This window comes from Kitasatospora sp. NPDC127121, from assembly GCF_042677305.1.
Classification (GTDB): Bacteria; Actinomycetota; Actinomycetes; order Streptomycetales; family Streptomycetaceae; genus Kitasatospora.
Map to the genome: position 1 here is coordinate 16,353 of NZ_JBHXTQ010000060.1, position 23,201 is coordinate 39,553.

At 74.3% G+C, this 23,201-nt stretch carries 16 protein-coding genes and 1 tRNA gene; 8 read left to right on the forward strand and 9 right to left on the reverse strand.

Annotated features, from left to right (window positions below):
• The first annotated feature begins 534 nt into the window (after positions 1-534).
• From ACFVHI_RS26170 to ACFVHI_RS26180, 3 genes are all read left to right on the forward strand, one after another.
• Positions 535-2,682 carry a protease pro-enzyme activation domain-containing protein gene (locus ACFVHI_RS26170; protein ID WP_380343291.1) on the forward strand — a complete coding sequence of 716 codons (2,148 nt, stop codon included), beginning with the start codon at positions 535-537 and terminating at the stop codon, positions 2,680-2,682.
• A gap of 299 nt (positions 2,683-2,981) precedes the next feature.
• Positions 2,982-3,995, forward strand: coding sequence for a hypothetical protein (locus ACFVHI_RS26175; RefSeq protein ID WP_079135727.1), 1,014 nt, complete (start codon positions 2,982-2,984; stop codon positions 3,993-3,995).
• A gap of 300 nt (positions 3,996-4,295) precedes the next feature.
• Positions 4,296-5,639 (forward strand): peptidoglycan-binding protein, encoded by a 1,344-nt coding sequence (locus ACFVHI_RS26180; protein ID WP_380343294.1) that lies wholly within the window; start codon positions 4,296-4,298, stop codon positions 5,637-5,639.
• A gap of 234 nt (positions 5,640-5,873) precedes the next feature.
• Here ACFVHI_RS26180 and ACFVHI_RS26185 read toward each other — a convergent pair whose 3' ends face one another.
• Together ACFVHI_RS26185 and ACFVHI_RS26190 are read right to left on the reverse strand one after the other, a co-directional pair.
• Complete coding sequence (locus ACFVHI_RS26185; protein ID WP_380343331.1) at positions 5,874-6,629, reverse strand: TrmH family RNA methyltransferase; 756 nt, start codon at positions 6,627-6,629, stop codon at positions 5,874-5,876.
• A 14-nt stretch (positions 6,630-6,643) separates the two neighbouring features.
• On the reverse strand, positions 6,644-7,321 hold the full coding sequence (locus ACFVHI_RS26190; protein ID WP_380343297.1) for a TetR/AcrR family transcriptional regulator: 678 nt from the start codon (positions 7,319-7,321) through the stop codon (positions 6,644-6,646).
• Between the two features lie 99 nt (positions 7,322-7,420).
• Here ACFVHI_RS26190 and ACFVHI_RS26195 point away from each other — a divergent pair, with 99 nt between their 5' ends.
• Positions 7,421-8,089, forward strand: a complete 669-nt coding sequence (locus tag ACFVHI_RS26195; protein ID WP_063348437.1) for a hypothetical protein — start codon at positions 7,421-7,423, stop codon at positions 8,087-8,089.
• 64 nt (positions 8,090-8,153) lie between these two features.
• On the opposite strand, the gene ACFVHI_RS26200 is transcribed toward ACFVHI_RS26195, so the two are convergent.
• The 4 genes from ACFVHI_RS26200 to ACFVHI_RS26215 form a co-directional block, all read right to left on the reverse strand.
• On the reverse strand, positions 8,154-10,274 hold the full coding sequence (locus tag ACFVHI_RS26200) for an FUSC family protein (RefSeq protein ID WP_380343300.1): 2,121 nt from the start codon (positions 10,272-10,274) through the stop codon (positions 8,154-8,156).
• A gap of 10 nt (positions 10,275-10,284) precedes the next feature.
• Positions 10,285-11,400, reverse strand: coding sequence for an HTTM domain-containing protein (locus ACFVHI_RS26205; protein ID WP_380343334.1), 1,116 nt, complete (start codon positions 11,398-11,400; stop codon positions 10,285-10,287).
• Positions 11,401-11,618: 218 nt separating this feature from the next.
• A complete protein-coding gene (locus ACFVHI_RS26210; protein ID WP_063348440.1) occupies positions 11,619-12,278 on the reverse strand; it encodes a DUF5819 family protein in 660 nt (219 codons plus the stop codon).
• Between the two features lie 139 nt (positions 12,279-12,417).
• The gene (locus tag ACFVHI_RS26215) at positions 12,418-13,608 is read right to left on the reverse strand and encodes a rhodanese-like domain-containing protein (protein WP_363587996.1); all 1,191 of its coding nucleotides are present in this window, start codon (positions 13,606-13,608) and stop codon (positions 12,418-12,420) included.
• Between the two features lie 355 nt (positions 13,609-13,963).
• Here ACFVHI_RS26215 and ACFVHI_RS26220 point away from each other — a divergent pair, with 355 nt between their 5' ends.
• Entirely contained in the window at positions 13,964-16,792 is a 2,829-nt protein-coding gene (locus tag ACFVHI_RS26220) for a SpoIIE family protein phosphatase (RefSeq protein WP_380343304.1), read from the forward strand.
• A 37-nt stretch (positions 16,793-16,829) separates the two neighbouring features.
• Here ACFVHI_RS26220 and ACFVHI_RS26225 read toward each other — a convergent pair whose 3' ends face one another.
• On the reverse strand, positions 16,830-17,627 hold the full coding sequence (locus ACFVHI_RS26225; RefSeq protein WP_159398469.1) for a hypothetical protein: 798 nt from the start codon (positions 17,625-17,627) through the stop codon (positions 16,830-16,832).
• A 172-nt stretch (positions 17,628-17,799) separates the two neighbouring features.
• Positions 17,800-19,629 carry a phosphatidylglycerol lysyltransferase domain-containing protein gene (locus tag ACFVHI_RS26230; RefSeq protein WP_380343307.1) on the reverse strand — a complete coding sequence of 610 codons (1,830 nt, stop codon included), beginning with the start codon at positions 19,627-19,629 and terminating at the stop codon, positions 17,800-17,802.
• A 341-nt stretch (positions 19,630-19,970) separates the two neighbouring features.
• Here ACFVHI_RS26230 and ACFVHI_RS26235 point away from each other — a divergent pair, with 341 nt between their 5' ends.
• Both ACFVHI_RS26235 and ACFVHI_RS26240 read left to right on the forward strand, forming a co-directional pair.
• Positions 19,971-20,621: a response regulator transcription factor gene (locus ACFVHI_RS26235; RefSeq protein WP_244293637.1), complete on the forward strand. Its 651-nt coding sequence runs from the start codon at positions 19,971-19,973 to the stop codon at positions 20,619-20,621.
• On the forward strand, positions 20,618-21,766 hold the full coding sequence (locus tag ACFVHI_RS26240) for a sensor histidine kinase (protein WP_063348442.1): 1,149 nt from the start codon (positions 20,618-20,620) through the stop codon (positions 21,764-21,766). The genes ACFVHI_RS26235 and ACFVHI_RS26240 overlap by 4 nt, the downstream gene beginning before the upstream one ends.
• Before the next feature lie 51 nt (positions 21,767-21,817).
• On the opposite strand, the gene ACFVHI_RS26245 is transcribed toward ACFVHI_RS26240, so the two are convergent.
• Positions 21,818-21,901, reverse strand: a tRNA-Leu gene (locus ACFVHI_RS26245).
• 418 nt (positions 21,902-22,319) lie between these two features.
• On the opposite strand from ACFVHI_RS26245, the gene ACFVHI_RS26250 reads away from it, so the two are divergent.
• Positions 22,320-23,183 (forward strand): DUF3662 and FHA domain-containing protein, encoded by an 864-nt coding sequence (locus ACFVHI_RS26250; RefSeq protein WP_063348443.1) that lies wholly within the window; start codon positions 22,320-22,322, stop codon positions 23,181-23,183.
• Positions 23,184-23,201 lie beyond the last annotated feature (18 nt).

Consider the following 23,201-nt stretch of genomic DNA (forward strand, 5'->3'; position numbering starts at 1 on the left):
GATGTGGCGCCGCGCCCCCCCCGCCGCGGCCCAGAACCCCGCCCCCCCCCCCGTCGGCCCCCCCCCCCCCCCCCCCCGGGGGGGGGGGGGGCCCCCCCCCCCCCCCCCCGCCCCGGCCTGCCGTCAGAGCTTCCAGGCCCACCGTCAGACCCTCCCGGCCCCCTCCGTCGGCCCCGCCCGGCCCGACGTCAGAGCAGCTTCCGGGCCGCGCCTTTCACATAGTCCCGCGCCGCCCGCGCCCGATTTCCGCGCGTCGTCATTCGGCCCACGCCAGCCGTGCTTCCCGCCCGGCCCCACCCGATTCCACGTCCGTCCCTTCCGCCCCCCACCGGTAGGGACCGGTTCCGGAATCCGGGCCATTCACTGTATGGAATCCCCGCATTCCGGGTGTCCACAGTTGACTGTTTTTTAGCAACGAATTGCTTGACCATGAGCCACTTTGCGCACTGGTTCTGTCATGTTCTAGCCAGCGTTTTCGACTCCGGAACGCTCTGGCCCCTTGCCGGCCCCCACAGCCGGCCAGAGGAGGATCCGTTGCGCCCCCGCTCCCTTGCCCTCGCCGCGGCGATAGCCGTACTGCCGCTGACCGCCGTCTCGCTCGGTGTCTCCACCGCGCAGGCCGCCCCCGCTCCCCGTGTCGCGCTCCCGAACACCGTCAACCCGGCGGTGGCCCACTCGGAGAAGAAGGGCGACGTCCCGGCCGAGCAGCAGATCTCGGTGGCCGTCAGCCTGAAGCTGCGTGACACCGCCGCCCTGGACCACTTCCTCACCGCGGTCGCCACCCCCGGCACCCCCGAGTTCGGCAAGTACCTGACGCCGGAGCAGTTCACCGCCCGGTTCGGGCCGACCCAGGCCGCCGTCGACCAGGTCAAGACCTACCTGGCCGCCCAGGGCCTGACCGTCACCGAGGTGAGCGCCAACCGCCAGGTGGTCAGCGCCCACGGCACCAACGCGCAGATCTCGCAGGCCTTCGGCACCCACGAGAGCTCCTACGTCGACCCGCAGCTGCAGCGCGCCTTCTTCGCCAACGACGCCGCCGCCTCCGTCCCGGCCGACCTGGCCGACGTGGTCCAGGGCGTGAGCGGCCTGGACAACCACGCGGTCCGCAAGAACCGCCTGGCCAAGCCGAACTCGGTCACCCCGCACACCGCCTCCTCGACCCCGAGCGGCTTCGGCCCGTCGCAGTACGACGGCGCCTACAACCTGAACAAGACCGGCGCCGACGGCACCGGCACGACGGTCGCCCTCTGGGAGTTCGACGGCTACTCGTCCTCCAACCTGACCACCTACGACTCGCAGTACGGCCTGTCCGGCCCGGCCGTCTCCACGGTCTCGGTGGACGGCGCCAACTACGACTCCGCCCCCGGCCAGGGCCAGGGCGAGGTCGAGCTGGACAGCGAGATCGTCCGCGGCGCGGCGCCGAAGGCGACCCAGCTGGTCTACGAGGCGCCCAACAGCGACCAGGGCGAGATCGACATGGCCAACAAGATCGTGGCCGACAACCAGGTCTCGGTCATCTCGATCTCGTGGGGCTCCTGCGAGCCGGACACCACCGCCGCCTCGATGACGGCCGTGGACAACGCCTTCAAGCAGGCCGCCGCCCAGGGCATCTCGATCTTCTCCGCCTCCGGTGACGACGGCTCCCGCGACTGCACCCGCTCCACCAGCGGCTCGTCGGTCAAGGCGGTCGACTTCCCGGCGTCCAGCCCGCACCAGACCGGCGTCGGCGGCACCAACCTCCAGGTGTCCGGCACCTCGTACTCCTCGGAGAGCGCCTGGAGCAGCGCCGGCGGCGGCGTCTCCACCGTGTTCGCCAAGCCGACCTGGCAGACCGGCACCGGCACCGGCAGCGGCACCATGCGCACCGTCCCGGACGTCTCCTCCAACGCTGACCCGGCGAGCGGCTTCGCGATCTACACGGCCGGCTCCTGGCAGGTCTACGGCGGCACCAGCGCGGCGGCGCCGCTGTGGGCCGGCTACGCGGCCCAGTTCAACCAGAAGGCCAAGGCGGCCGGCCAGCCGGTGCTGGGCGAGGCGAGCCCGAAGCTGTACGCGGTCGCGAACAGCAGCAACTACTCGGGTGCCTTCCACGACGTGACCAGCGGCTCCAACCAGGACTTCCCGGCCGGTACGGGCTACGACCAGGTCACCGGCTGGGGCACCCCGATCGCCGACGGCCTGACCACCGCCCTGCTCGGCGGCGGCTCCACCACCCCGCCCGGCGGCTGCACCGCGGCCCAGCTGATCGGCAACGGCGGCTTCGAGACCGGCACCGCCGCCCCGTGGACCACCTCCAGCGGCGTGGTCGACAACAGCTCCTCGCAGGCGGCCCACTCGGGCAGCTGGAAGGCCTGGCTGGACGGCTACGGCAGCGCCCACACCGACACCCTGTCGCAGACCGTCTCGGTGCCGGCCGGCTGCAAGTCCGCCAGCCTCACCTTCTGGCTGCACATCGACACCGCGGAGACCGGCACCACCGCGTACGACAAGCTGACCGTCCAGGCCAACGGCACCACGCTGGCGACGTACTCCAACGTCAACGCCGCCGCCGGCTACGTGAAGCGCACCCTGGACCTCTCCTCCTTCGCCGGCAAGAGCGTGACCATCAAGTTCACCGGCACCGAGGACGGCTCCAACCAGACCAGCTTCGTGATCGACGACGTCGCGCTGAACGTCAACTGACCACCAGCGGGTAGCACCACCTGACCCCCGCCGGGGCGGCGCCGACAGGGCCCGCCCCGGCGGTGTGCGTCCGCCCGTCCCGGCGGGCGGCGCGGGCGAACGGCGAGGGCGTGTGTTTCCGAACTGTTTCAAGATCACTAACCCTTCGGTTCACCTGCCGTGACCCCTGTCATACGCACGACTGATGACGTAGCCTCTCGACCGTGCATAGGGTTCCCCAAAGCTCGGTGAAGCCGTCGGCGGCGAGCCTCGGCGCCGGCCAGGCCCCTCCGAACTCACCTGGCGGGGAGGGTCACCGCATGGCCGCACAGCAGCCTCAGGACTCCGCGCGACTCCGGCTGGTCGGACTGCGCCCGGAGCGCCCCGGCCCGTCCGTACCCGCACCGCCTCCGGCACCCGCGCACGCCGGGCGGGCCACCGCCCCCGGCGGCTTCGCGGACACCCTGCACCTGGCCATCGAGGCCAGCGGCCTCAGCCTGGACAGGATCAGAGCCGCCCTCACCCAACGTGGCGTCAGAGTCAGTGTCACGACGCTGAGTTACTGGCGGCGCGGGCGCAGCCAGCCCGAACGGGCCAGCTCGCTGAGGGCCGTCCACCTGCTGGAGGAACTGCTCGGACTGCCGCACAGCGCGCTCACCTCGCTGCTCGGCCCGCCCCGCCCGCGCGGCCGCTGGGCCGCCGTCGCGAACACCTGCCACCTCGGCCTGGAGGACGTCTGGCCGGGCGAACGGCAGATCGCGGACATCTTCGCCGAGCTGGACGCCCCGCCGCAGGGCGAACTGGAGCGACTGAGCATCCACGACTCGTACTACGTGGACGCCGAGCGGCGCGGCAACCTGCTGCGGATGCGCCAGGTGGTGCGCGCCACCGTCGGCGGCGTGGGCCGCTGCCTGGTCGTGCACAAGGCCGACGAGGAGGCGACCGGCTGCCCGGAGATCACCTCGGTGCGGCACGGCCGGCTGGGCCGGGTCCGGCGCCGCCCGGAGGCCGGCCTGACCGTCGGCGAGCTGATGCTGGACCGCCCGCTGGCGCTCGGCGACAGCACGGTCTTCGAGTACGAGGTGGAGATCCCGCCGGGCGGCCCGACGCTGGAGTACAGCCGCCGCTTCGCCACCCCGGTGCGCGAGTACGTGCTCCAGGTGCACTTCGACCCGGCGGCCGTCCCGGCGCACTGCGAGCGCTACGACCGCGAGCCGGGCGCGGACGTCGACCACCGCCGCGAGCAGCTCTGGATCGGCGCCTCCGCGAGTGCCCACGTGCTCGCCCCGGACCAGCAGCCCGGGCACATCGGCATCCGCTGGGAGTGGCAGTAGCCGCCCCCCCGGCGTCCAGTCATCCCTGACATCCAGCCGCCCCCGCCGGCCTCGAACCGGCCCGCGCACCCCCGCCACGCCTGACCGACCGCCAGGCCCCGCACCGGCACTACCGTCTCCTCCTCGCCCCCGCCACGCCCGGGCCGCCGAACGGTTGTCACCCGTCCGGCGCAATCCGCCGTGCCACCTTCCGCCCGCTTTGGGACTTTGGTCCCGATAACACGCGGGGCCGGCCCGGGAAGGCCAGTCCTGTCACGCCGTCAGGCGTCGACCAGGAAGACCGCAGGAAAGAGGCGGAGCATGACCCGTACCGACCACCTGTCCCCGCTGCTGGAGTTCGACGAGGTCGAACCGGACGAGGACTGCATATGCGGGGGCTGCAGCGCCCGCCGCCGCGCCCGGCTGCACGCCGCACCGGTCCACGAGGGCGGGCACGCCGCGGCCCGCAGCATCCGCCGCCGGGCCGCCGTGCTGATGGCCGCCGTCGGCACCGCGGTGGGCGGCGGGACGGCCGCCGCCGGACACGCCACCGCCGCCCCCACCCCCGGCCCCACCCCGGGCGGCAGCAGCACCGCCCAGCCCCCGCAGACCCCGCAGGGCGAGGTCAGCGGCCTCTACGGACAAGCGCCCGGCGCCCGCGCCTTCGCCGCCCCGCGCGCCGCCACCCAGCCGCCCACCCGGGCGCAGATCATCCAGCGCGCCCAGGGCTGGGTCGACCAGCAGGTGCCGTACGGCATGGGCAGCTACTGGTCGGACGGCTACCGCCAGGACTGCTCCGGCTTCGTCTCGATGGCCTGGGGCCTCGGCAGCAGCCAGACCACCTGGACCCTGCCGAACTTCGCCGAGCGGATCGGCAAGGCCGACCTCCAGCCCGGCGACGTGCTGATCTACAACAACCCGGCCAGCCCGCAGTCCGGGTCGCACGTGACGATCTTCGGCGGCTGGACGGACTCCTCCCTCACCCGCTACCTCGCCTACGAGCAGACCTCCCCCGGCACCAAGAAGCGCGACACCCCGTACGCCTACTGGAACAACTCCGGCGCCTACGTCCCGTACCGCTACACCGGCCTGTCCGGCGGCAGCAACGACGGCGCCCCGGCCACCGCCTTCCCGGGCGCGGACAAGTTCGGCCCCGGCGCGAACAACGCGTACGTCACCGAGCTCGGCCGGCTGCTGGTGCAGCGCGGTGGCGCCCGGTTCTACTCCGAGGGGCCCGACCCGCGCTGGGGCGAGGCCGACCGGCGGGCCACCCAGGCCTTCCAGGAGGCCCAGGGCTGGCGCGGCGCCGAGGCCGACGGCATCCCCGGCAAGGACACCTGGGACTACCTGGTCAACGGCAAGGGCCGCGCCATCGGCGCCGGCACCACCCCGCTGCCGCCGCCGCCGGTCCAGCCCGGCACCGGGGCGCCCGCCTTCCCCGGCCGGCAGTACTTCGGCCCGGGTCAGAACAACGACCAGGTCCGCCTGCTGGGCGAGCAGCTGGTCCGCAAGGGCTTCGGCGGCTCGTACGGCGTCGGCCCCGGCCCGCGCTGGAGCGAGAGCGACCGGCGGGCCGTCCAGGCCTTCCAGCAGGCCCAGGGCTGGCGCGGCGCCGAGGCCGACGGCTACCCCGGCCCGGACACCTGGCGCCGGCTCTTCGCCTAGGCCCTGTCCGGCCGATCTTGGCGGATCAGCCCGCGGCGTTGGGCGCCCGGCTGGGCGTGCGCCCAAATCGTCCTCGTACTGGACGTACTTGGGCGATTCGGGCGTGCGTCCAGGCGGGATGCGTAATGGGGGTACCTCCCGGCCGAAGGCTGGGGGAGTCGCGGGCCCGGCAAGATCGGCCGGACAGGGCCTAGCCCGTGAACGGCGTGGTGCCCGCCCGGCGGGCGCCACGCCTCACCCCTGCGGCTTCGACGACATCCAGTGGAAGAGGCCCATCGCCACGCTGGTGGCCAGGTTGAAGCTGGACACCCCCGGCTGCATCGGCACCGAGACCAGGTGGTCCGCCCGCGCCTTGAGCTCCGCCGAGACGCCGTGCCGCTCGGTGCCGAAGGCGAGCAGCGCGTCGTCCGGGAACGGCAGCGTCCGGATGTCCGCGCCCTCCGGGTCCAGCACGTACAGCGGCCCGGCGGGCAGCTCCGGCAGGGCCAGCCGCTCCACCGCGGTGGCGAAGTGCAGGCCCGCGCTGCCGCGCAACACGGTCGGGTGCCAGGGGTCCAGATCGCCGGTGGTCACCACGCCGGTGGCGCCGAAGCCGGCCGCCAGCCGGATCACCGCCCCGACGTTGCCCAGGTTGCGCGGGTTCTCCAGCAGCACCACCGGGGCCGGGCGCGGGCGCCGGGCCAGGGCCGCCAGGTTCGCCCCGACGGACGGCCGCGCGGCCAGGGCGACCACCCCGGTCGGGTGCAGCCGGGGTGCCAGCGTCCGCAGCCGGTCCTCGGGCAGCTCCACCGCCAGCGCGTCCAGTGCCGGGGCGACGTCCGGCGCCAGTTCCCCGGCCAGGGCCAGCAGCGCCGCCCGGTCGGCGGTCAGCACCCGCCGGACGTCCCCGCCGAAGCGCAGCGCGTGCTTCAGCGGGTGGAACCCGTCCAGCAGGACGGCCCCCGGCTCCCGCTCCGCCGCCCGCCACGCCCGCAGCACCTCGTCGTCCATGGCGTTCATGGCGTTCACTCTGCCACCTCGTCCGAGGCCGTCTGATTCAGGGCCACCTGATCCAGGACCGTCTGATCCGAAGCCACCCCGACCGGGACGATCCCGCCGGGGTCGGGCTCGCCCGGGTCGGGCTCGCCCGGGTCGGCGGCCAGCCCGGCGAGCGCGAGGTCGAGGTGCCGGTGGACCAGCGAGCCGTCCGCGTCGAGCGCGGCCAGCGCGCCCGGCAGCGGGCGGGACACCCGGACGCAGAGCAGCACCAGGTCGCCCATCCCCACGTCGGCCCGCAGCCGCCCGGCGTCCTGGGCGGCGCGCAGCAGTGCCTCGACGACGGTGACGGCGTCGCGGCGGACGGCGACCAGGTCCTCGTCCACCACCAGCCGCTCCAGCAGCACCACGATCGCCGCGCCCATCCGCAGGTCGGCGGCGGCGTGCACGAAGCGGCGCAGCGCCCGGTACGGGTCGGTCTCGTCGCGGCGGGCCTGTGCGGCGGCCTCGGCGAGCCGGGCCAGCAGGTCGGTGACCAGGGCGCGGACCAGGGCCTCCCGGTCGGGGAAGCGCCGGTAGAGGGTGGCCGGGCCGACCCCGGCCCGCCGGACCACGGCGTCCAGCGGGGCGTCCGGGCCCCGTTCCAGGAACACCTCGCAGGCGGCGTCCAGGATCCTGCGCCGGCTGCGTTCCGCGTCGGCCCTCATCGGCAACTCCCTAACCGGAGAAATTCTCTCCCCCTATGCTAGCGTCCAGTGAAGCGGAGAAAATCTCTCCGCATCGTTGAGGAGCCGAGGAGTGACGCCGTGACCACCACCGCGCTCACCGTCCACACCGACATCGACGGCACCAGCCACCCGCGCGAGGCCGTCCTCGCCTGGGAGCTCGACCGCGCCCGCACCGCCCTGCGGCTGCTCAAGCAGCGCCTCGGCGACGACCGGACGCGCGAACTGCTCACCCCCGACACCACCGCCGCCGACACCGCCCTGGCCGCCTGGGCCCACGCCTCCGGCGGCCGGTGGAGCACCGCCGTCACCGAGCTCACCGCCACCGGCATCGACGCCGACCGCTTCCTCACCTGGTGGCAGGGCCGCCTGCACGCCCCCGACCGGGACGCCCTGCTCGCCGCCAACCCCGAGCACTACCTGGCCGACTCCACCGGCGAACGGGTCGAGATCATCGAGACCCTCGGCACCGGCCCGGCCCGCTTCTTCCTGCGCTTCCACGACGACGTCCCGATCGCCGGGCCCGGCCACCAGGCCTTCCCGGTCCGCATCGGCGGCACCGGCACCCTCGCCGACGGCACCGAGGTGCTGCGGGTGATGCACGAGTTCGCCGACACCCCGGACGGCCTGCGGATCCGCCTCACCGTCCAGTTCCCCGAGGCCGCCCCCGCCCTCCTCGGCACCGGCCACCAGTGGCACTTCGCCTGCGAGTTCGCCAACTGGCTGGAGGCCGCCGCCCGCGCCGCCTGACGCCCCGGCGCCGTTCGCCTCCCGTTCGCCCTTCGAGGAGGGGCGAACGGGGGGCGAACGGCGCCTACTGCGGCCCCCGCACGTCCTCCCGCCCCCGCAGCGCCCGCTCCAGGTCCTTCAGCGCCTGCCCCAGCAGCCGCGTCCCCGCCCGCACCACGTCCCGCTGCACCCCCGCCGGCGCCTGCGCCAGCCGTTCCTCCAGCCGCGCCTGCGCCTCCCGCACGGCGCCGAACTCCACCGGCTGCCCGGTGAGCAGCGCCGCCCCCGCGAGCGCGGTGGCCAGCCGCAGCTCCTCCGCGTACTCCGCCGTCCCCGGCACCGGGTCGGCGTCGGCGGCCGGCAGGTGCGCCTCCAGCAGGACGGCGACCCGCCCCAGGTGCCCGACGGCCGCCCGGGCCCGGTCGACCTGGCGCCGGGACACCCCGGGCAGCCCGGAGGCGTGCCGGCCCGGTTCGGCGTCGGCGCGCTGCATGGCCTGGAGCAGTTCCGAGCGGGCCTCCCGGGAGTCCAGCAGCGCGGCCCGCACCGCCCGCCCGCGCGGCGCGGCCGGGTCCTCGTAGCAGGCGACCACCGCGGCCGCGTACCGCCCGGCGGCGGCGAGCCACTCGGCCAGCCGCTCCCCGAGCCGGGCGGTCTGCCAGGTCGGGAAGAGCGCGTACGTCACCAGCGCCACCGACCCGCCGAGCAGGGTGAGCCCGACCCGTTCGAAGGCCGTCGTGAGCGGGTTCCCGGCCTGGAGCCCGAGCAGGAACACCACGTACGTCGAGATCCCGACCGTCGTCAGCGCGTACCCGGTCTGGAACGCGAGGTACGACCCGCCGATGCACAGCACGGCCAGCGCGGCCAGCACCCACTCCCCGGGGTGGGTGAACTGCACCACCAGCGTCGAGACGGCGACCCCGACGACCGTCCCGGCCAGCCGGGCGACACCCCGGCTGTAGGTCTGGGCGAAGTCCGGCCGCATCACCATCGCGGCGGTCATCGGCGCCCAGTAGCCGTGGTGGAAGCCGACCAGCCGGGCCAGCAGGTAGGCGACGGTGACCACCCCGGCGAGCCGGACGGCGTGCTGGAAGATCGCCGAGCGCGGCCGCAGCTGCCGGCGCACCGTCCGCAGCGCGACCGGCAGCATCCGGAGGATCGACGGCTTGTGCAGCGCCCCGCCCGCGCCGATCACGGGCGTGGTGATGGTGTCCGCGTCGCCCCGCTCCAGCGTGTCCGCGGCCTTGCGCAACAGCCCGCCCAGCCGGCGGGCCGACCGCCGGGCCGCCCCCTGCAGCCGCGGCCCCTCGTCCGGCGGGACCAGGGTGAGCGTGGGCGCCGAGCGGGGCAGCCGGACGGGGTCGCCGGTGCGGACGGCCCGGGCCAGGGCGTCCATGACCTCGGCGGCGGCCGCCAGCACCTCACGGGCCCGGTCGCGTTCGGGCCCCTCCTCCGGGGCGCCCACCTTGGGGTCGGCGAGCGCGGCCAGGGTGGGCCGGATGCGCTCGGCGAGGCCGCGCAGGCCGCGCAGTTCGGCCGGCCGGTGGCGGTCCTGCCAGGGGGTCAGGGCGGCGGCGTGCCGGGCCGTCATGAACGGCGCCGGGTCGACGTGCGCGGTCGGATCCTGCCTCAACCTGCGCGCGTAGTCGGCGAGTTCCGCGTAGGTGTCGGCGAGGGCGTCCCGCTGGGCACTCCAGCTCCCGATCGGCCACAGGGTGATGACGACGGCTTGGACGACCCCGCCGAGGGCGGCGACCAGCCCGTGTCCGAGCGCGGCGGTCGCGCTGACCGGGAGCTGGACGACGATCAGCATCACCGAGACGGTGTTGGTCGCGACCACCCCGGCGGTCGGCCCGATCGCCCAGGCGAGCCCGGCGCCGAAGGCCCACACCGCGAGCAGCACCGGGAACAACCCGGGCACCCCGGCCGCCAGGTAGCCGAGGAAGGTGCTGACCCCGAGCCCGGCCCCGGCCACGACGGCGAGGCTGGCCCGGGGCCGGAAGCTGCGCTGGAAGGTGGCCGTGCCGGCGATGAAGGCGCCCATCGCGGCCGAGGTGGCGAGCGCGACCCCGCCGAGCGCGAGGGTGGGGAAGAGCACCAACGCCACCGCGACGGCCCCGCGCAGGGCCCGCTTGGGGTCGGTGAGCGCCCGGTCGAGGGTGAGTCCGGTCCGCGCGGTGTCGCGAAGGGCGGCGAACCAGGACATACGGGTCAGCCTAGGGCACGCCCTCGGCGACCGGCGCTCGTGACCGCCGGATCCGCCGCAGCCGCGCCGCCGCCCAGAGCAGCGCGCCGGTCGGCAGGAACACCGCGTCCGCCGCGATCATCGCGAGCGAGAACACCGGCAGCCCGAGCAGCAGCGCGATCCCCAGGTGCTCGGCCAGCAGCACGGCCAGCAGCACGTTCTTGACCCGCCGGTTGAGCAGCGTGAACGGGAACGCGACCTGCACGACCACCGTGCCGTACGAGATCAGGAAGACCGGCAGCAGCGCCGAGCCGACCAGCCCGGACAGCCACGGCCAGGGCGTGAAGTAGTCCAGGTGCAGCGGGTAGTACAGCGCGGTGCCGTCCTGCCAACGCGAGCCCTGCACCTTGTACCAGCCGGCCGTCGCGTAGATCAGCACCACCTCGACGGCGATCACCAGCATCGCGCAGTTGTGCACCATGTTCGCCAGCGCGTCGAGCACCGCGCGCGGTTCGCCGTCCGGCCGCAACCGCCCGAGCGTCCACCAGAGCCCGGCCACCGCCCAGAGCCCCCAGAACAACGGCGCCCAGCCGACGTACGGGAAGGTCCGGACCGTCCAGGTGAGGCTCTCACCGGAGAAGCCGCCGACCTGGCAGGCCGCCAGGACGGCGCCGAGCAGCACCCAGAGCACCACCCCGGCCCGCCCCGGCCGGGCCCGCCGGGCGTCCAGCGACCACACCTCGGCACAGCGGGTGAAGACCAGGTAGACCGCCATCAGGTGGACGACGTTGTCACCGCCGTCGCCGAGGAAGACGTTGCGGTTCTGCAGCGACAGCACGGTGACCAGGAACAGCACCGCACTCGCCCTGGTCCGCCAGCCCAGCACCACCGCGACGGCGGCCAGCACCGCCAGGTGGTAGACCAGCTCGGACCAGGGCCGCCCGCCGAACCACGGCAGCACGGTGAACGCCCCGTTGTCGGTCAGCAGCCGCTCGGCCAGGTCCATCGACCAGGGCGACCGGTCCCCGTACAGCACCCGCCGGTTGGGCCACTCGCGCAGCAGGTAGGCGAGCCAGACCAGCCCGAAGCCGATCCGCACCACGGCGGCCTGGTGGCGGCCCAGCGCCCGCCCGGTGAAGGCCGCCATCGCCCGGGCGGCCAGGTCGGCCGGGCCGGGCCCGCGCGGCGCCGGGTCGGGCCGGGGCCCGGGGGCCGAGCCGGCGGCGGGCGGTTGCCCGGCCTGGCGCGGGATGCCCTCCGACCACCGCTGCTCGGGCTGCGGCGATACCTCCGGCGAGAACTCGGGCGAGAACTCGGACGCCACGTCGGGCGAGAGTTCGGGCGACACCTCCGGCGACACCTCGCTCACCCGAGCTCCCGGTAGTCCTCGTCGTCCACCGGCCACCAGGGCAACTCCCGCACCTTCGGCGCCGGTGGCGCGGCCTCGCCGCTCCAGGACGGCGGTGGGACGGTCACCGCGGTGGCCCGGAACTCGATCTCCAGGATCCGCTCGCCGTCCACCTCCCGGCCGATCCGCTGCAGCGCGATCCGCTTGAGGTACTGCTCGGCGAGCCTGCCGCGGGTGTTGGTCAGTGCCTCGTCCTGCGGGTTGTGCGAGCCGTCGTAGAAGTCCCAGGCCCGGCGCAGCAGGTTCTGGTCGACGTGGCTGGGGGCGGGGTTGTGCCGGATCGCGGCGAGGTCCTGCGCGGTCAGCCCGGTCCAGTCGCGGGTGCGGGTAGTGCCGTCGGCGGCGGCCGTGCGCACCCGGGCGTCCAGGCTGACGTTCTGCTGCAGCGGATTCGGCGCGAACAGCCGCCAGTTCTGCTCGAACTCCGGGTACACCAGGCCGTCGACCTCGTCCCGGTACTGCCGGGACAGCGAGTTGGCCGGCGCGACGTGCAGGAACACCGCCGCGAGGAAGAGCCCGGTGCCGACCACCAGCACCGCCGCGGTCAGGCCGAGCACGAGCTGCGCGGGCGTCGACCAGACCCGTCCGGCGGCCGGGCGGTCCGTCGTCTCCGTCATGGCCTCCCCGGCCCGGTCGGCGCGCCGCCCGGGTCCCGTCCCGGCGCGGTCGCGCGCCCATCCTGCCCTACCGGGCGAACACGACGGTGCCGGACGGGGCCACCGGACCACGGGGCTACGAGGCCACAGACCTACAGACCTACAGGACGAAGGCGTCCTGGTCGGTGCTGCTCACCATCGGACGGCCCGCGCCCTCCCAGGCGTACATGCCGCCGTCCACGTTCACCGCGTCCCGGCCCTGCTGCACCAGGTACTGGACGACCTGCGCGGAGCGGCCGCCGACCCGGCAGAGCACGTACAGCTTCCCGTCCGGCAGTTCGCCGATCCGGGCGATGACCTCGCCGAGCGGGATGTGCAGCGCGCCGTCCACGTGGCCGGCGTCCCACTCGTCCTGCTCGCGCACGTCCAGCAGGGCTGCATCGGCGGGCACAGCGGCGGCGGTGGTGGAGGGGATCTGCGCGAACATCGTGTGGCTCTCCTGGGGCTGGGTCGGGTCGGTGCCATTGTCGCCCACCGGCTGCCGGTGGCCGTCGCCCGCCGCGGCCGGGGCGCCGAGCAGCCGCTCCAGTTCGGCCTGCTGGGCGGCGGCCTTGGCGAGCAGTTCCTCGGCGAGCTGCTCCAGCAGCCGGTCCGGGTCCTGCGGGGCCAGCGCGAGCAGCTGGCCCATCGGGGTCTGTTCCAGCCGGACCTGCTCGGTGGCGGTCTCGGTGATCTTGCCGGTCAGCCACTCCAGCCGGCGGCGCAGCCACTCCAGCCGGTCGGGGGAGTCGGTGCCGGGCGCGGCCTCGGGCGCGGTGGACCACTCGGCGGACAGGCCCTCCAGCGCGGCGGCGTCGCCGACCGCGTAGGCCTCGTTCACCCGGGCCAGGAACGCGGCCCGGCGCTGCTGCTCGGCCGGGTCGGTGCTGAGGTCGGGGTGGGCCCGGCGGACCAGCTCGCGGTAGATCCGCTGGGCGTCCCGCCCGGGGCGCACCCGGGCCGGCGCGGCGGGCGGCGGCGGGGCCGCCTCCTGCTCCCGGACGGAGTCGAACAGCGCGTCGAGGTCGGGCAGTTCGTCGACCTGCCGGCGGGCCTCGGCGGCCCGGCGGAGGTCCTCGGGGTGCCCGGTCCTGGCCGCGACCGCCTCGGCGACCAGCGCCTCCAGCTCGTCCAGCCGGGCGTAGAGCGGGCCCAGCAGCTGATGGTGGATCAGCGCGAAGTTGTCGATCTCGACCCGCAGCGTCTGCACGTCGACGTCCATGCTGAGCCAGGCGAGTTCGGCGGCGGCGACCCGCTCCTCCAACTCCTGCTGCTGCGGGTCCGTCCAGCGGACGGGGCTCTGCGCGGTCACTTCTCGCCTCTGTCTCGTCCGGCCGGCTGCGTCCTGCGGAGCCGCCTCGCGGGGTGGCCCGGCCTGCCACCCTACCCTCGCGCGCGAAAGCCCCGTCCGGGTGAACGGGGAGTGCGAACCGGCGCGCGCCGCACGGCACGCAACCGATCCTGAGGAATCTCCCCGTTTCGCTATCACGCCCGGGCCGGTCCGTGCTTCGCTAGGGCGTGTCTGATGATTCGCGTCGGATCAGCGCGCGGCGTCGGGCACCCGGCGGACTCGTTCAGACACGCCCTCAAGCCCGGCACGATCCACAGGACACGCCCCGGGTTTCCGCACAGCGTGCCTTCCTCCGGAGAGACGGCCGCCTCCAGGCGTGGCGGCCAGGCGGGAGCAGACCGAATCCATGGTGGCCGAGTCCAACTCCACACCGCGTCCGGCGGACGCCGAGGCCGTACCGGGTGACCACCCGACCGGCGTGGCCGCCCTGGTCCGGCTCGCCCTCGTCCTGATCGACCGGGCCGGACGGATCGCCCAGTGGAGCCGGGCCGCCGAGGAACTGTTCGGGCACCGCGCCGAGGTCGCCCACGACCGGCCGGCCAGCGGACTGCTGCCCGCCGTGGAGCCGCTCGCCGCCCCCGGCCAGGCCGCCGGGTCCGCCGTACGCCGCCGCTGCGACGCCCTGGACACCCTGGCCGCGCTGACCGCCGACGGGCGCCCCTGGGCCGGCCAGCTGGCTGTCATCGACCGCGAGGAGCACCTGCGCGACGTGCTCTGGTGGGCCTGGCCGCTGCCCGACCCGTTCGGCGGCCTGCTCGCCCTCGCCGCCGACGCCCGACCGCTGCGCACCGCCGGCCCCCGGCTCGCACTCGGCGAGCGGCTGCTGCCGTTCGCCGCCACCCCGCCCGCCCGGGGCGGCTTCCACCGGCTGGGCGCGGCCCTGACCCCGCCCGGCCGGCTGCGCGCCGGTCTGCTGTCGGCCGACCGGCTGGCCGGGCTGCTACCGGCCGGTTCGGCCGCCCGCCGGGCGCTGCTGCTCGACGTGCTGGACCAGGCCGGTCTGCCCGCCCTGCGGCTGGACCCGGCCACCGTGCTGCCGGTCCTGCCCGCCGACCCGCAGACCGCCGCCGCGCACGCCGCCGCCGGACTCGGCCGCCGCTACCCGACCGCCCAGCAGCGCGCCGCCCGGGTCGGCCCGCCGCCGCAGCCCGAGCAGTCCGCGCCCCCGGCCCGGACGGTCCGGGGGCGGACGCCCGGCCCGCTGCCGGCCCAGCGCGAGACCGCCGAGCGGTCCGCGGCCGCCCAGCCGTCCGGCGCCGTCGGCGCCCCGGCGGGCGTCCCACCGACCACCCCGGCCCCGACCATCCCGACGACGACCACCCCGCCCCCGACCGCCCCGCCCCCAACCGGAGGAGGAGCCGCCATCGAGCCGGCCGCCGCCGAACCGCCCGCCAACGGCCGTCCGCCCCGCCGTAGCGACCAGCCCCCCACCGGCGCCGAGGGCGCCCCGTCCGGGCGGCTGAGCCCGTTCCTGACCAACGGGCAGGCCGGCGAGCAGCTGGCACTGCTGAACGAGGTCGGCGGCAAGGTCGGCACCACCCTGGACCTCGGCTTCACCGCGCACGAGCTCTGCCAGGTGCTGGTCCCCCGGGTCGCCGACTTCGCCTGCGTGGACCTGGTGGACGGGCTGATCTCCGACTCCGAGCTGCCGGCCGCCCGCCCGGACGACGACACCATGCTCCGCCGGGTCGCCCTGGTCTACAACGAGACCGGCGGCGCCTGGGACCACGTGCTGTCCGAGGGCTCGCTGGTCAGCATGCCTCGCCGCACCCCGCCGGGGATGGCCCTGCAGCTGAACCAGCCGGTCCTGGTCCCGGTGATCAGCGCGGACGTCGCGGTCGACTACGCGATCGCGCTCGGCGGGGCCCGGCTGGCCCAGGTGGTCTCCGGCCGCTCGATGCTGGTGGTGCCGCTGTCCGCCCGGGGCACCGTGCTGGGCATCCTCAAGCTGCTCCGGCTGCCGGACCGCGCCCCCTTCGACGAGAGCGACGCCGCCACCCTCAAGGAGCTGGCCGTCCGCGCCGCGCTCTCCCTGGACAACGCCCGGCTGCACCGCGCCGAGGCCAGGGTGGCCACCACCCTCCAGCGCTCGATGATCCCGACCCGCCCGCCGCAGATCCCCGGCGTCCAGATCGCCCACCGCTACCTGCCGGGCGACCCGAAGGCCGAGGTCGGCGGCGACTGGTTCGACGCGATCCAGCTGCCCGGCAGCCGGGTCGCCCTGGTGGTCGGCGACGTGATGGGCCACGGCCTGCACTCGGCGGCCGCGATGGGCCGCTTCCGGACGGCCATGCAGACCCTCGCCGCGCTCGACCTGCCGCCCGGCCAGCTGCTGCGGCACCTGGACAACCTGGCCCACAAGCTCGGCGACGACCACCTCGCCACCTGCCTGTACGCGGTCTACGACCCGATCAACCGGACCTGCGAGCTGGCCAGCGCCGGCCACGTCCCGCCGGTGCTGGTGCACCCGGACGGCTCCGGCGAGCTGCTGGAGATCCCGGCCGGCGCGCCGATCGGGGTCGGCGGGGTGCCGTTCGTCGCCAAGACCATCGACGTCTCGGACGGCTCGATGCTGGTGCTGTGCACCGACGGCCTGGTCGAGGTCCGGGGCGGCGACATAGGAGCGGGCCTGGCCGCGCTCTGCGGCAATCTGATCGACCCGCGGCAGAGCCCCGAGCAGGCCTGCGACGTGGTGCTCAAGCGGCTGCACTCGGACGACCGGAAGGACGACGTCGCCCTGCTGGTGGCCCGCTTCGACGGGGTCGCCCCGTCCGAGGTGGCCACCTGGGACCTCAGGGTGGACCACCGCGAGGTGCGCCGGGCCCGCTCGCTGGTCCGCGAGCAGCTGGCCGGCTGGCACCTGGAGGCGCTCAGCGACATCACCGAGCTGCTGGTCAGCGAGCTGGTCACGAACGCCGTCCGGGTGGCCCGGGACCGCGTCCGGCTCCAGCTGATCCGGGTGGACAAGCTGCTGGTCGAGGTCAGCGACGACAACCACAACCTGCCGTCGCTGGAACCGGCCGAGCAGTTGGGCGAGACCGGCCGCGGCCTCACTCTGGTGACCAAGCTCGCCGAGCGCTGGGGCACCGCCCGCAAGGCGGTCGGCAAGGTGGTCTGGTTCGAACTCCCCCTGCCGCACGCCTGACGGCCGGCTGCCCGACGGCCGTCAGACGGCGGGTGGGTCAGGGGACGAGCGCGCCCGCCGGGCGCCGCCGGGCCTCCACCGCGACCTCCCGCGACGCGGTCGCGGCCACCGAGGTGGCGGCCCCGACCCCGGCCAGCACCCGCGGCCAGAAGTCCCCGAACACCTCGACCGCGACGGCGAGCAGCAGCGCGGTGATCACCGCGACCACGTGCTCCAGACCGGCCAGGTTCGGCAGCACGACCGCCTCGCCGACCATCATGACCACCACCAGGCCGGCGGTGAGCCAGGCCCGGCAGCGGAACGCGATGCAGATCGCCAGCGCCACCACCGCGGCCGACGGCCCGGTGTCCCGCACGTAGGCGACCCACTTCGGGAAGCCGAACAGGTGATCCGGGCCGAGCGCCACGCCGATCCGGGCGAACAGCGTGCCCGCCAGGGTGCAGGTGTAGGCCACCACCAGGGTCATCCGCCGGCCGAGCACGATCTCGGCGACGCCGAAGACCACGAACACCTGGGCCAGTGCGCCCCAGACCGGCAGGTCCAGCGCCGGCACGTACAGCGAGAGCGGGGTCCGCAGCAGCGAGACGTCCAGCGGCAGCGCCGCCTTCACCACCCCGATGCGGTTGACGAAGTGCTCACCGCCCGGCAGGTGCTGGGTGATGCTGAACAGGAGGATCAGAAACGTCGCCGCCGTGGCCATCGGAACGGCGGCGAACTTCTTGCGCACCACCGCGTCCCGCACCGTCGCGTACAACGTCCCCCACTCGGCGGCAGCAGCCGATCTGGCCAACACCAGCGACCCCTCCCGCACGCCCCCCGCGTGGGTCCTGTCCATCACAACCGTTACTCCCGAATCCCCGAACTTTCTGAGCTACTCCAACATTAGAAGCCTCTTAACAAATCCACATCGGCATAGATGCGGATCAGGGTCATCCTCTGGGGGGAGGGATATCCCTGACCTCACCCCCTATCCGACCGCCCGGTCCCCTCCGCCCCCCGGCGGAGGGCTACCCCTTCCCGTCCCGCGCCGCGACCGGGAGCCGGGGCGCCACCACGGCGGCCCCGGAGTGCCGGCGGCGGAACAGGGCGGGCAGGCTCGGCGCGACGATGAAGCCCTCGGCCCGCGCGCTGGCGATGCCGATCCGCGGGATCTCGCTGCTCTTCTCGAACAGCAGGTAGCGGGGCTCCCAGATCGGCCGGTACTTGGCGTTCGCGCGGTACAGCGACTCGATCTGCCACCAGCGCGAGAAGAAGCCCAGGACGGAACGCCACAACCGCAGCACCGGGCCGGCGCCGAGCCGCGAACCGCGCTCGAAGACCGAACGGAACATCGCGAAGTTCAGCGACACCCGCTTCAGCCCGACCTCCTCGGCACGCTGCAGCAGCTCGATGACCATGAACTCCATCAGGCCGTTCTCGGTGTCCCGGGCCCGGCGCATCAGGTCCAGCGAGAGCCCGTCCGGGCCCCACGGGACGAAGCTCAGCAGCGCCTTGAGCTCGCCGTCGCCGTCGTGGCACTCCAGCATCACGCAGCGGCCGTCGCCCGGGTCGCCGAGCCGGCCGAGCGCCATCGAGAAGCCGCGCTCGGTCGCCCCGTCGCGCCACTGGTCGGCCTTGGCCACCAGTTCGGCCATCTCGCACTCGGGGATGTCCTCGTGCCGGCGGATCCGCGTCGTGTACCCGGCCCGCTTGACCCGGTTGTACGCCTGGCGGACCACCCGCATCGCCCGGCCGTCCAGCGAGAACTCGTCCAGCTCGACGATCGCCTCGTCGCCCAGCTCCAGCGCGTCCAGCCCGTGCCGGGCGTAGATCACCCCGGCCTCCTCGGAGGCGCCCATCACGGCCGGCGCCCAGGCGTGCTCGCGGGCCTCGGCCAGCCAGGTGTCGATCGCGCCCGGCCAGGCCTCCGGGTCGCCGATCGGGTCGCCCGAGGCCAGCGAGACCCCGCCGATCACCCGGTAGGTCACCGCCGCCTTGCCGCTGGGGGAGAAGATCACCGCCTTGTCCCGGCGCAGCGCGAAGTAGCCGAGCGAGTCCCGCTCGCCCTGCTTGTCCAGCAGCGAGCGCAGCTTCGCCTCGTCCTCGGGGTTCAGCAGCTCCTTGCCGCGCGGGCTGCGGAAGGCCACGTAGAGCACCAGCAGGAAGAGCACCGCGCCCATCGCGTTGATCGCCGCGTTGACCCAGGTCGGCGAGGAGATCACCGAGCGCAGGTGCTCCGAGGGGTTGATCGTGATCATCCGGCCGACGGAGTAGCGGAAGAGGTCCCAGAAGCCCGCGCCGCCGAGCCCGTTGGTCGCCCAGACCAGCAGCGCGCCGACGACCCCGCCGAACAGCAGCCCGCCGACGAAGGTGGCCGCCGCAGTCTTCGGGTTGGAGCGGTCGCCCTTGGACGTGAAGTCCTTCCGCCCGATGACCAGCGCCAGGACGAACAGGCAGGTCAGCACGGTGGAGATGTAGTTGAGCGGGTGGGCCTTGAACCGCTCGCCGGGCATCACCATGGCCAGCAGGTACAGCACCGCGAACATGCTGGCCAGGGCCGCGTTGAAGATCCAGGCGGCCCGCTTGCGCCGCCGCATCGCGATGGCCAGGAAGACCGCCAGCACCGCGCTGGCCAGACCCGAGGTCATCAGGTACGGGGTGAAGTACTCACCCTCGTTGTGCTCGTTGACCTGGTTCCCCCACGGCACCAGCAGCACCGTCGCCACGTTCAGCAGCGCCAGCAGCCGGAGGTACCACACGGAGACGGCGGCGGCCCGCGGGCGCCAGCGGTCGAGCACGCCGACGGGCCGGGGCCCGGTGGACGTGGCGGAAGGCTCCGACTTCACAGTGGACGACACAGCTCAATTCCAAACGATCAGATGGTGGGGCGCATCCGCACACGGCCCGGCGACGGGTGCCCGCAGGGGCCCGACGGACTGACCGGCGGCCCTCACCTCGACCGGGCGCCCACTGAATGGAGCAGGCCGACAAAGGGCAGCCAACTCCATGGTTCCCCACCCGGCCTGAGAATTGCGTGAACCGGGTAGCGGATTCCCACCCCCGCCATGTGGCGGGGGTAAGGACCGCCATCCGTTCGGCGCCCCACCCCGGCTACCCCTACCCTCGAAACGACCCGCGCGGACCGCCCGACCCCGGCCGCCAGAACCGAGGAGGCACCATCACCGACACCCGCGTGCTGATCGTGGACGACGAGATCCTGGTCCGCTCCGGCCTGGGCCTCATCGTCGGCTCCGCCCCCGACCTGGAGGTCGTCGGCGACTGCTCCGGCGGCCAGGCCGAGGAGCACGTCCAGCGCCTGCGCCCGCACGTGGTGCTCCTCGACATCCGGATGCCGGACCTCGACGGCATCTCGGTGCTGCGCCGGCTGCGCGCCCTGCCGGACCCGCCCGCCGTGGCGATGCTCACCACCTTCGACAGCGACGAGTACATCGGCACCGCGCTGCGGGCCGGCGCCTCCGGCTTCCTGCTCAAGGACACCGCCCCCGAGCAGCTGGTCCACGCCGTCCGGGTGCTCGCGGCCGGCGGCAACATCCTGTCCCCGACCGTCACCCGCACCGTGATCGGCGGCTACGTGGACGGCGGCGGCCCGGACGCCGAGGCCACCTCGCTCGCCCGCACCCTCACCGGCCGGGAGCTCGACGTGCTGGCCCTGCTCGGCGAGGGACTGTCCAACGCCGAGATCGCCGACCGGCTCTTCCTCGGCACCGGCACCGTCAAGGACCACATCAGCGCGATCCTCGGCAAGCTCGGCGCGGCCAACCGGGTCCAGGCGGCGGTGCTCGCCCACCGGGCCGGGCTGGTCCGGCCGAAACCCGGCGACGGGGCATGACGGCCACCGAACAGCTGCCGTCCAGACGGCTCCCGGCCTGGTGCACCGCCCCCTGGCTGATGCTGCTGCTGCCCGCCCTCTACTCCCTCCTGGACGCCGCCCTGGTGGCCCGGAACTCCCCGTGGTGGCAGATCGCGCTCTCCACGCTGGCCGCCGTCGCCCTGCTCTGGCGCCGCCGCTTCCCGGTGGCGGCGCTGCTGCTCACCATGCCCGGCAGCTACGTCGACGACATCTGGCTGGCCCCGATCACCGCCGTCTACACGGTGGCCGCCGAACGCCCCCGCCCGCGGATCGTCATCCCCTGCGCGACCCTGTTCACGCTGGTCGAGTTCTTCCACTGGCCGCTGTCCGAGCAGACCCTCGGACTCAGCCGGGACACCGCGCTCTACGCCATCCAGTCGGTGATGCTGGCCGCCGGCCCGGCCGCCACCGGGCTGCTCGCCCGCACCCGGCGGGAGCTGGCCGCCCGGCTCGACGAGCTGACCCGCGGCCAGGAGCGGGAGAGCCGGCTGCTCGCCGAACGGGTGCTGATCAGCGAGCGCGGCCGGCTCGCCCGGGAGATGCACGACGTGGTCTCGCACCAGGTCAGCCTGATCAGCATCCAGGCCGGCGCGCTCCAGGTGAGCACCGCGGACCCGGCCGCCGCGACCACCGCCCGCACCATCCGCGAACTGGCCGTCCGCACCCTCGACGAGCTGCGCCAGATGGTCGGGGTGCTGCGCAGCACCGCCGGCCCGCGCCCGGACGCCCCGCTCGCCCCGCAGCCCCGGCTGGCCGACCTGCCCCGGCTGATCGCGGAGAGCGGGCTGGCCGCCGACACCGAACTGAACCCCGGTGACCGCCCGTGGCCGGAGGCGGTCGAGCGGGCCGCCTACCGCACCGTCCAGGAGGCGCTCACCAACATCACCAAGTACGCCCCGGAGGCGGCGGTGCACGTGAAGGTCCGGGCGAAGGGGCGCCGGCTGCGGGTCGAGGTGCGCAACGACGCGCCCCCGGTCCACCCGGACGAGATCCTGCCGGGCGGCGGCCACGGCCTGGTCGGCCTGCGCGAGCGCGCACAGCTGCTGGGCGGCTCGCTCAGCGCCGGCCCCACCCAGGACGGCGGCTTCGAGGTCCGCGCCGAGCTGCCCGCCACCCGTTCCTGACCGGGACAACGAGAAAGCCCCGCAGATCCGTAGATCTGCGGGGCTTCGCTGTGCGCGAGGGGGGAGTTGAACCCCCACGCCCTTTCGGGCACTGGAACCTGAATCCAGCGCGTCTGCCTATTCCGCCACCCGCGCATGGGTGTCGTCTTCGTTGCCGACCGATCTTCCGAACCGCTCGGTACCATGTGGTCTTCGCGTTTCCTTGGACCGGCCTCCCTGGTGGGCGGCCCTTCCGACGTGGAAAACAGTAGCACGACCCGGGGGGCCGCTCCGAATCCGTTCTTCGGCGGGACGAAGCGCATCCGAACGGATGCACGACGAACGGGCGAGCGAGTGACGGGAGCCCACCCGGGCGGGCACACCTGGCGTGCCGTACCCGGTATGCGTCACCCTGTGTGTCCGAGCCCACCCCCGGGCACCACGCTGTCCGGGAACCGTACGGAAGGGCCCGGCGTGGATACGATCAGTACGGAAGTACCGCAAGTAGGCACGACCGACTCCCGGCGGGATCCGGTCGGCAGGCAGGCGAACGAACCCTGGAAGGGGGTGTCCCATGGGAGTGCTGAAGAAGTTCGAACAGCGACTTGAGGGTCTCGTCAACGGCACCTTCGCCAAGGTGTTCAAGTCCGAGGTCCAGCCCGTGGAGATCGCCGGTGCGCTGCAGCGCGAGTGCGACAACAACGCGAGCATCTGGAACCGCGACCGCACCGTCGTGCCGAACGACTTCATCGTCGAGCTGAGCCCGCACGACCACGAGCGGCTCAGCCCCTACTCCGGGCAACTGGGCGCCGAGCTGGCCGGCATGGTCCGCGAGTACGCGGAGGCCCAGCGGTACAGCTTCATGGGCCCGCTCCAGGTGAACCTGGAGAAGGCCGACGATCTGGACACCGGCCTGTACCGGGTGCGCAGCCGCACCCTGGCGGCCGAGGAGCCCCAGCAGTACGCCCCGCAGCAGCAGCAGCCCGGATACGACCGCCAGCCGGCCGCCCCGGCCCCCGGCGCACCGTGGCAGCAGACCGGCGCCGGCCAGTACGGCGCGCCCCCGCCGCCGGCCGCGCCCCCGGCGATGCCCCAGGGCCCGCCCGCGACGTCCGGCGGCAACGTCCGCGCCTTCCCTGGCGCCGGCCACGGCGCCTCGCTCCGCCGCTGGATCGAGGTGAACGGCGCCCGCCACCAGATCACCGGCGCGGCCTGCGTGCTCGGCCGCTCGACCGAGGCGGACGTGCGGATCGACGACCCCGGGGTCTCCCGCAAGCACGCCGAGATCCGCCCCGGCACCCCTTCGATGGTCCTCGACCTGGGCTCCACCAACGGCATCGTGGTGGACGGACAGCACACCCAGCGCGCTACGCTCCGCGACGGCTCCCGCATCGTCGTGGGCTCCACCACCATCGTCTACCGGCAGGTCGAAGGGTAGTGTCCGAGTTGTTCGCGC

Excerpts from the sequence above, each read along its gene's own strand:
- ACFVHI_RS26205 (WP_380343334.1), bottom strand. The coding sequence starts at position 11,400 with ATGGCGGCCTTCACCGGGCGGGCGCTGGGCCGCCACCAGGCCGCCGTG.
- ACFVHI_RS26200 (WP_380343300.1), bottom strand. The coding sequence starts at position 10,274 with ATGTCCTGGTTCGCCGCCCTTCGCGACACCGCGCGGACCGGACTCACC.
- ACFVHI_RS26190 (WP_380343297.1), bottom strand. The coding sequence starts at position 7,321 with ATGAGGGCCGACGCGGAACGCAGCCGGCGCAGGATCCTGGACGCCGCC.
- ACFVHI_RS26225 (WP_159398469.1), bottom strand. The coding sequence starts at position 17,627 with ATGGACAGGACCCACGCGGGGGGCGTGCGGGAGGGGTCGCTGGTGTTG.
- ACFVHI_RS26210 (WP_063348440.1), bottom strand. The coding sequence starts at position 12,278 with ATGACGGAGACGACGGACCGCCCGGCCGCCGGACGGGTCTGGTCGACG.
- ACFVHI_RS26240 (WP_063348442.1), top strand. The coding sequence starts at position 20,618 with ATGACGGCCACCGAACAGCTGCCGTCCAGACGGCTCCCGGCCTGGTGC.
- ACFVHI_RS26175 (WP_079135727.1), top strand. The coding sequence starts at position 2,982 with ATGGCCGCACAGCAGCCTCAGGACTCCGCGCGACTCCGGCTGGTCGGA.
- ACFVHI_RS26250 (WP_063348443.1), top strand. The coding sequence starts at position 22,320 with ATGGGAGTGCTGAAGAAGTTCGAACAGCGACTTGAGGGTCTCGTCAAC.
- ACFVHI_RS26180 (WP_380343294.1), top strand. The coding sequence starts at position 4,296 with ATGACCCGTACCGACCACCTGTCCCCGCTGCTGGAGTTCGACGAGGTC.
- ACFVHI_RS26185 (WP_380343331.1), bottom strand. The coding sequence starts at position 6,629 with ATGGACGACGAGGTGCTGCGGGCGTGGCGGGCGGCGGAGCGGGAGCCG.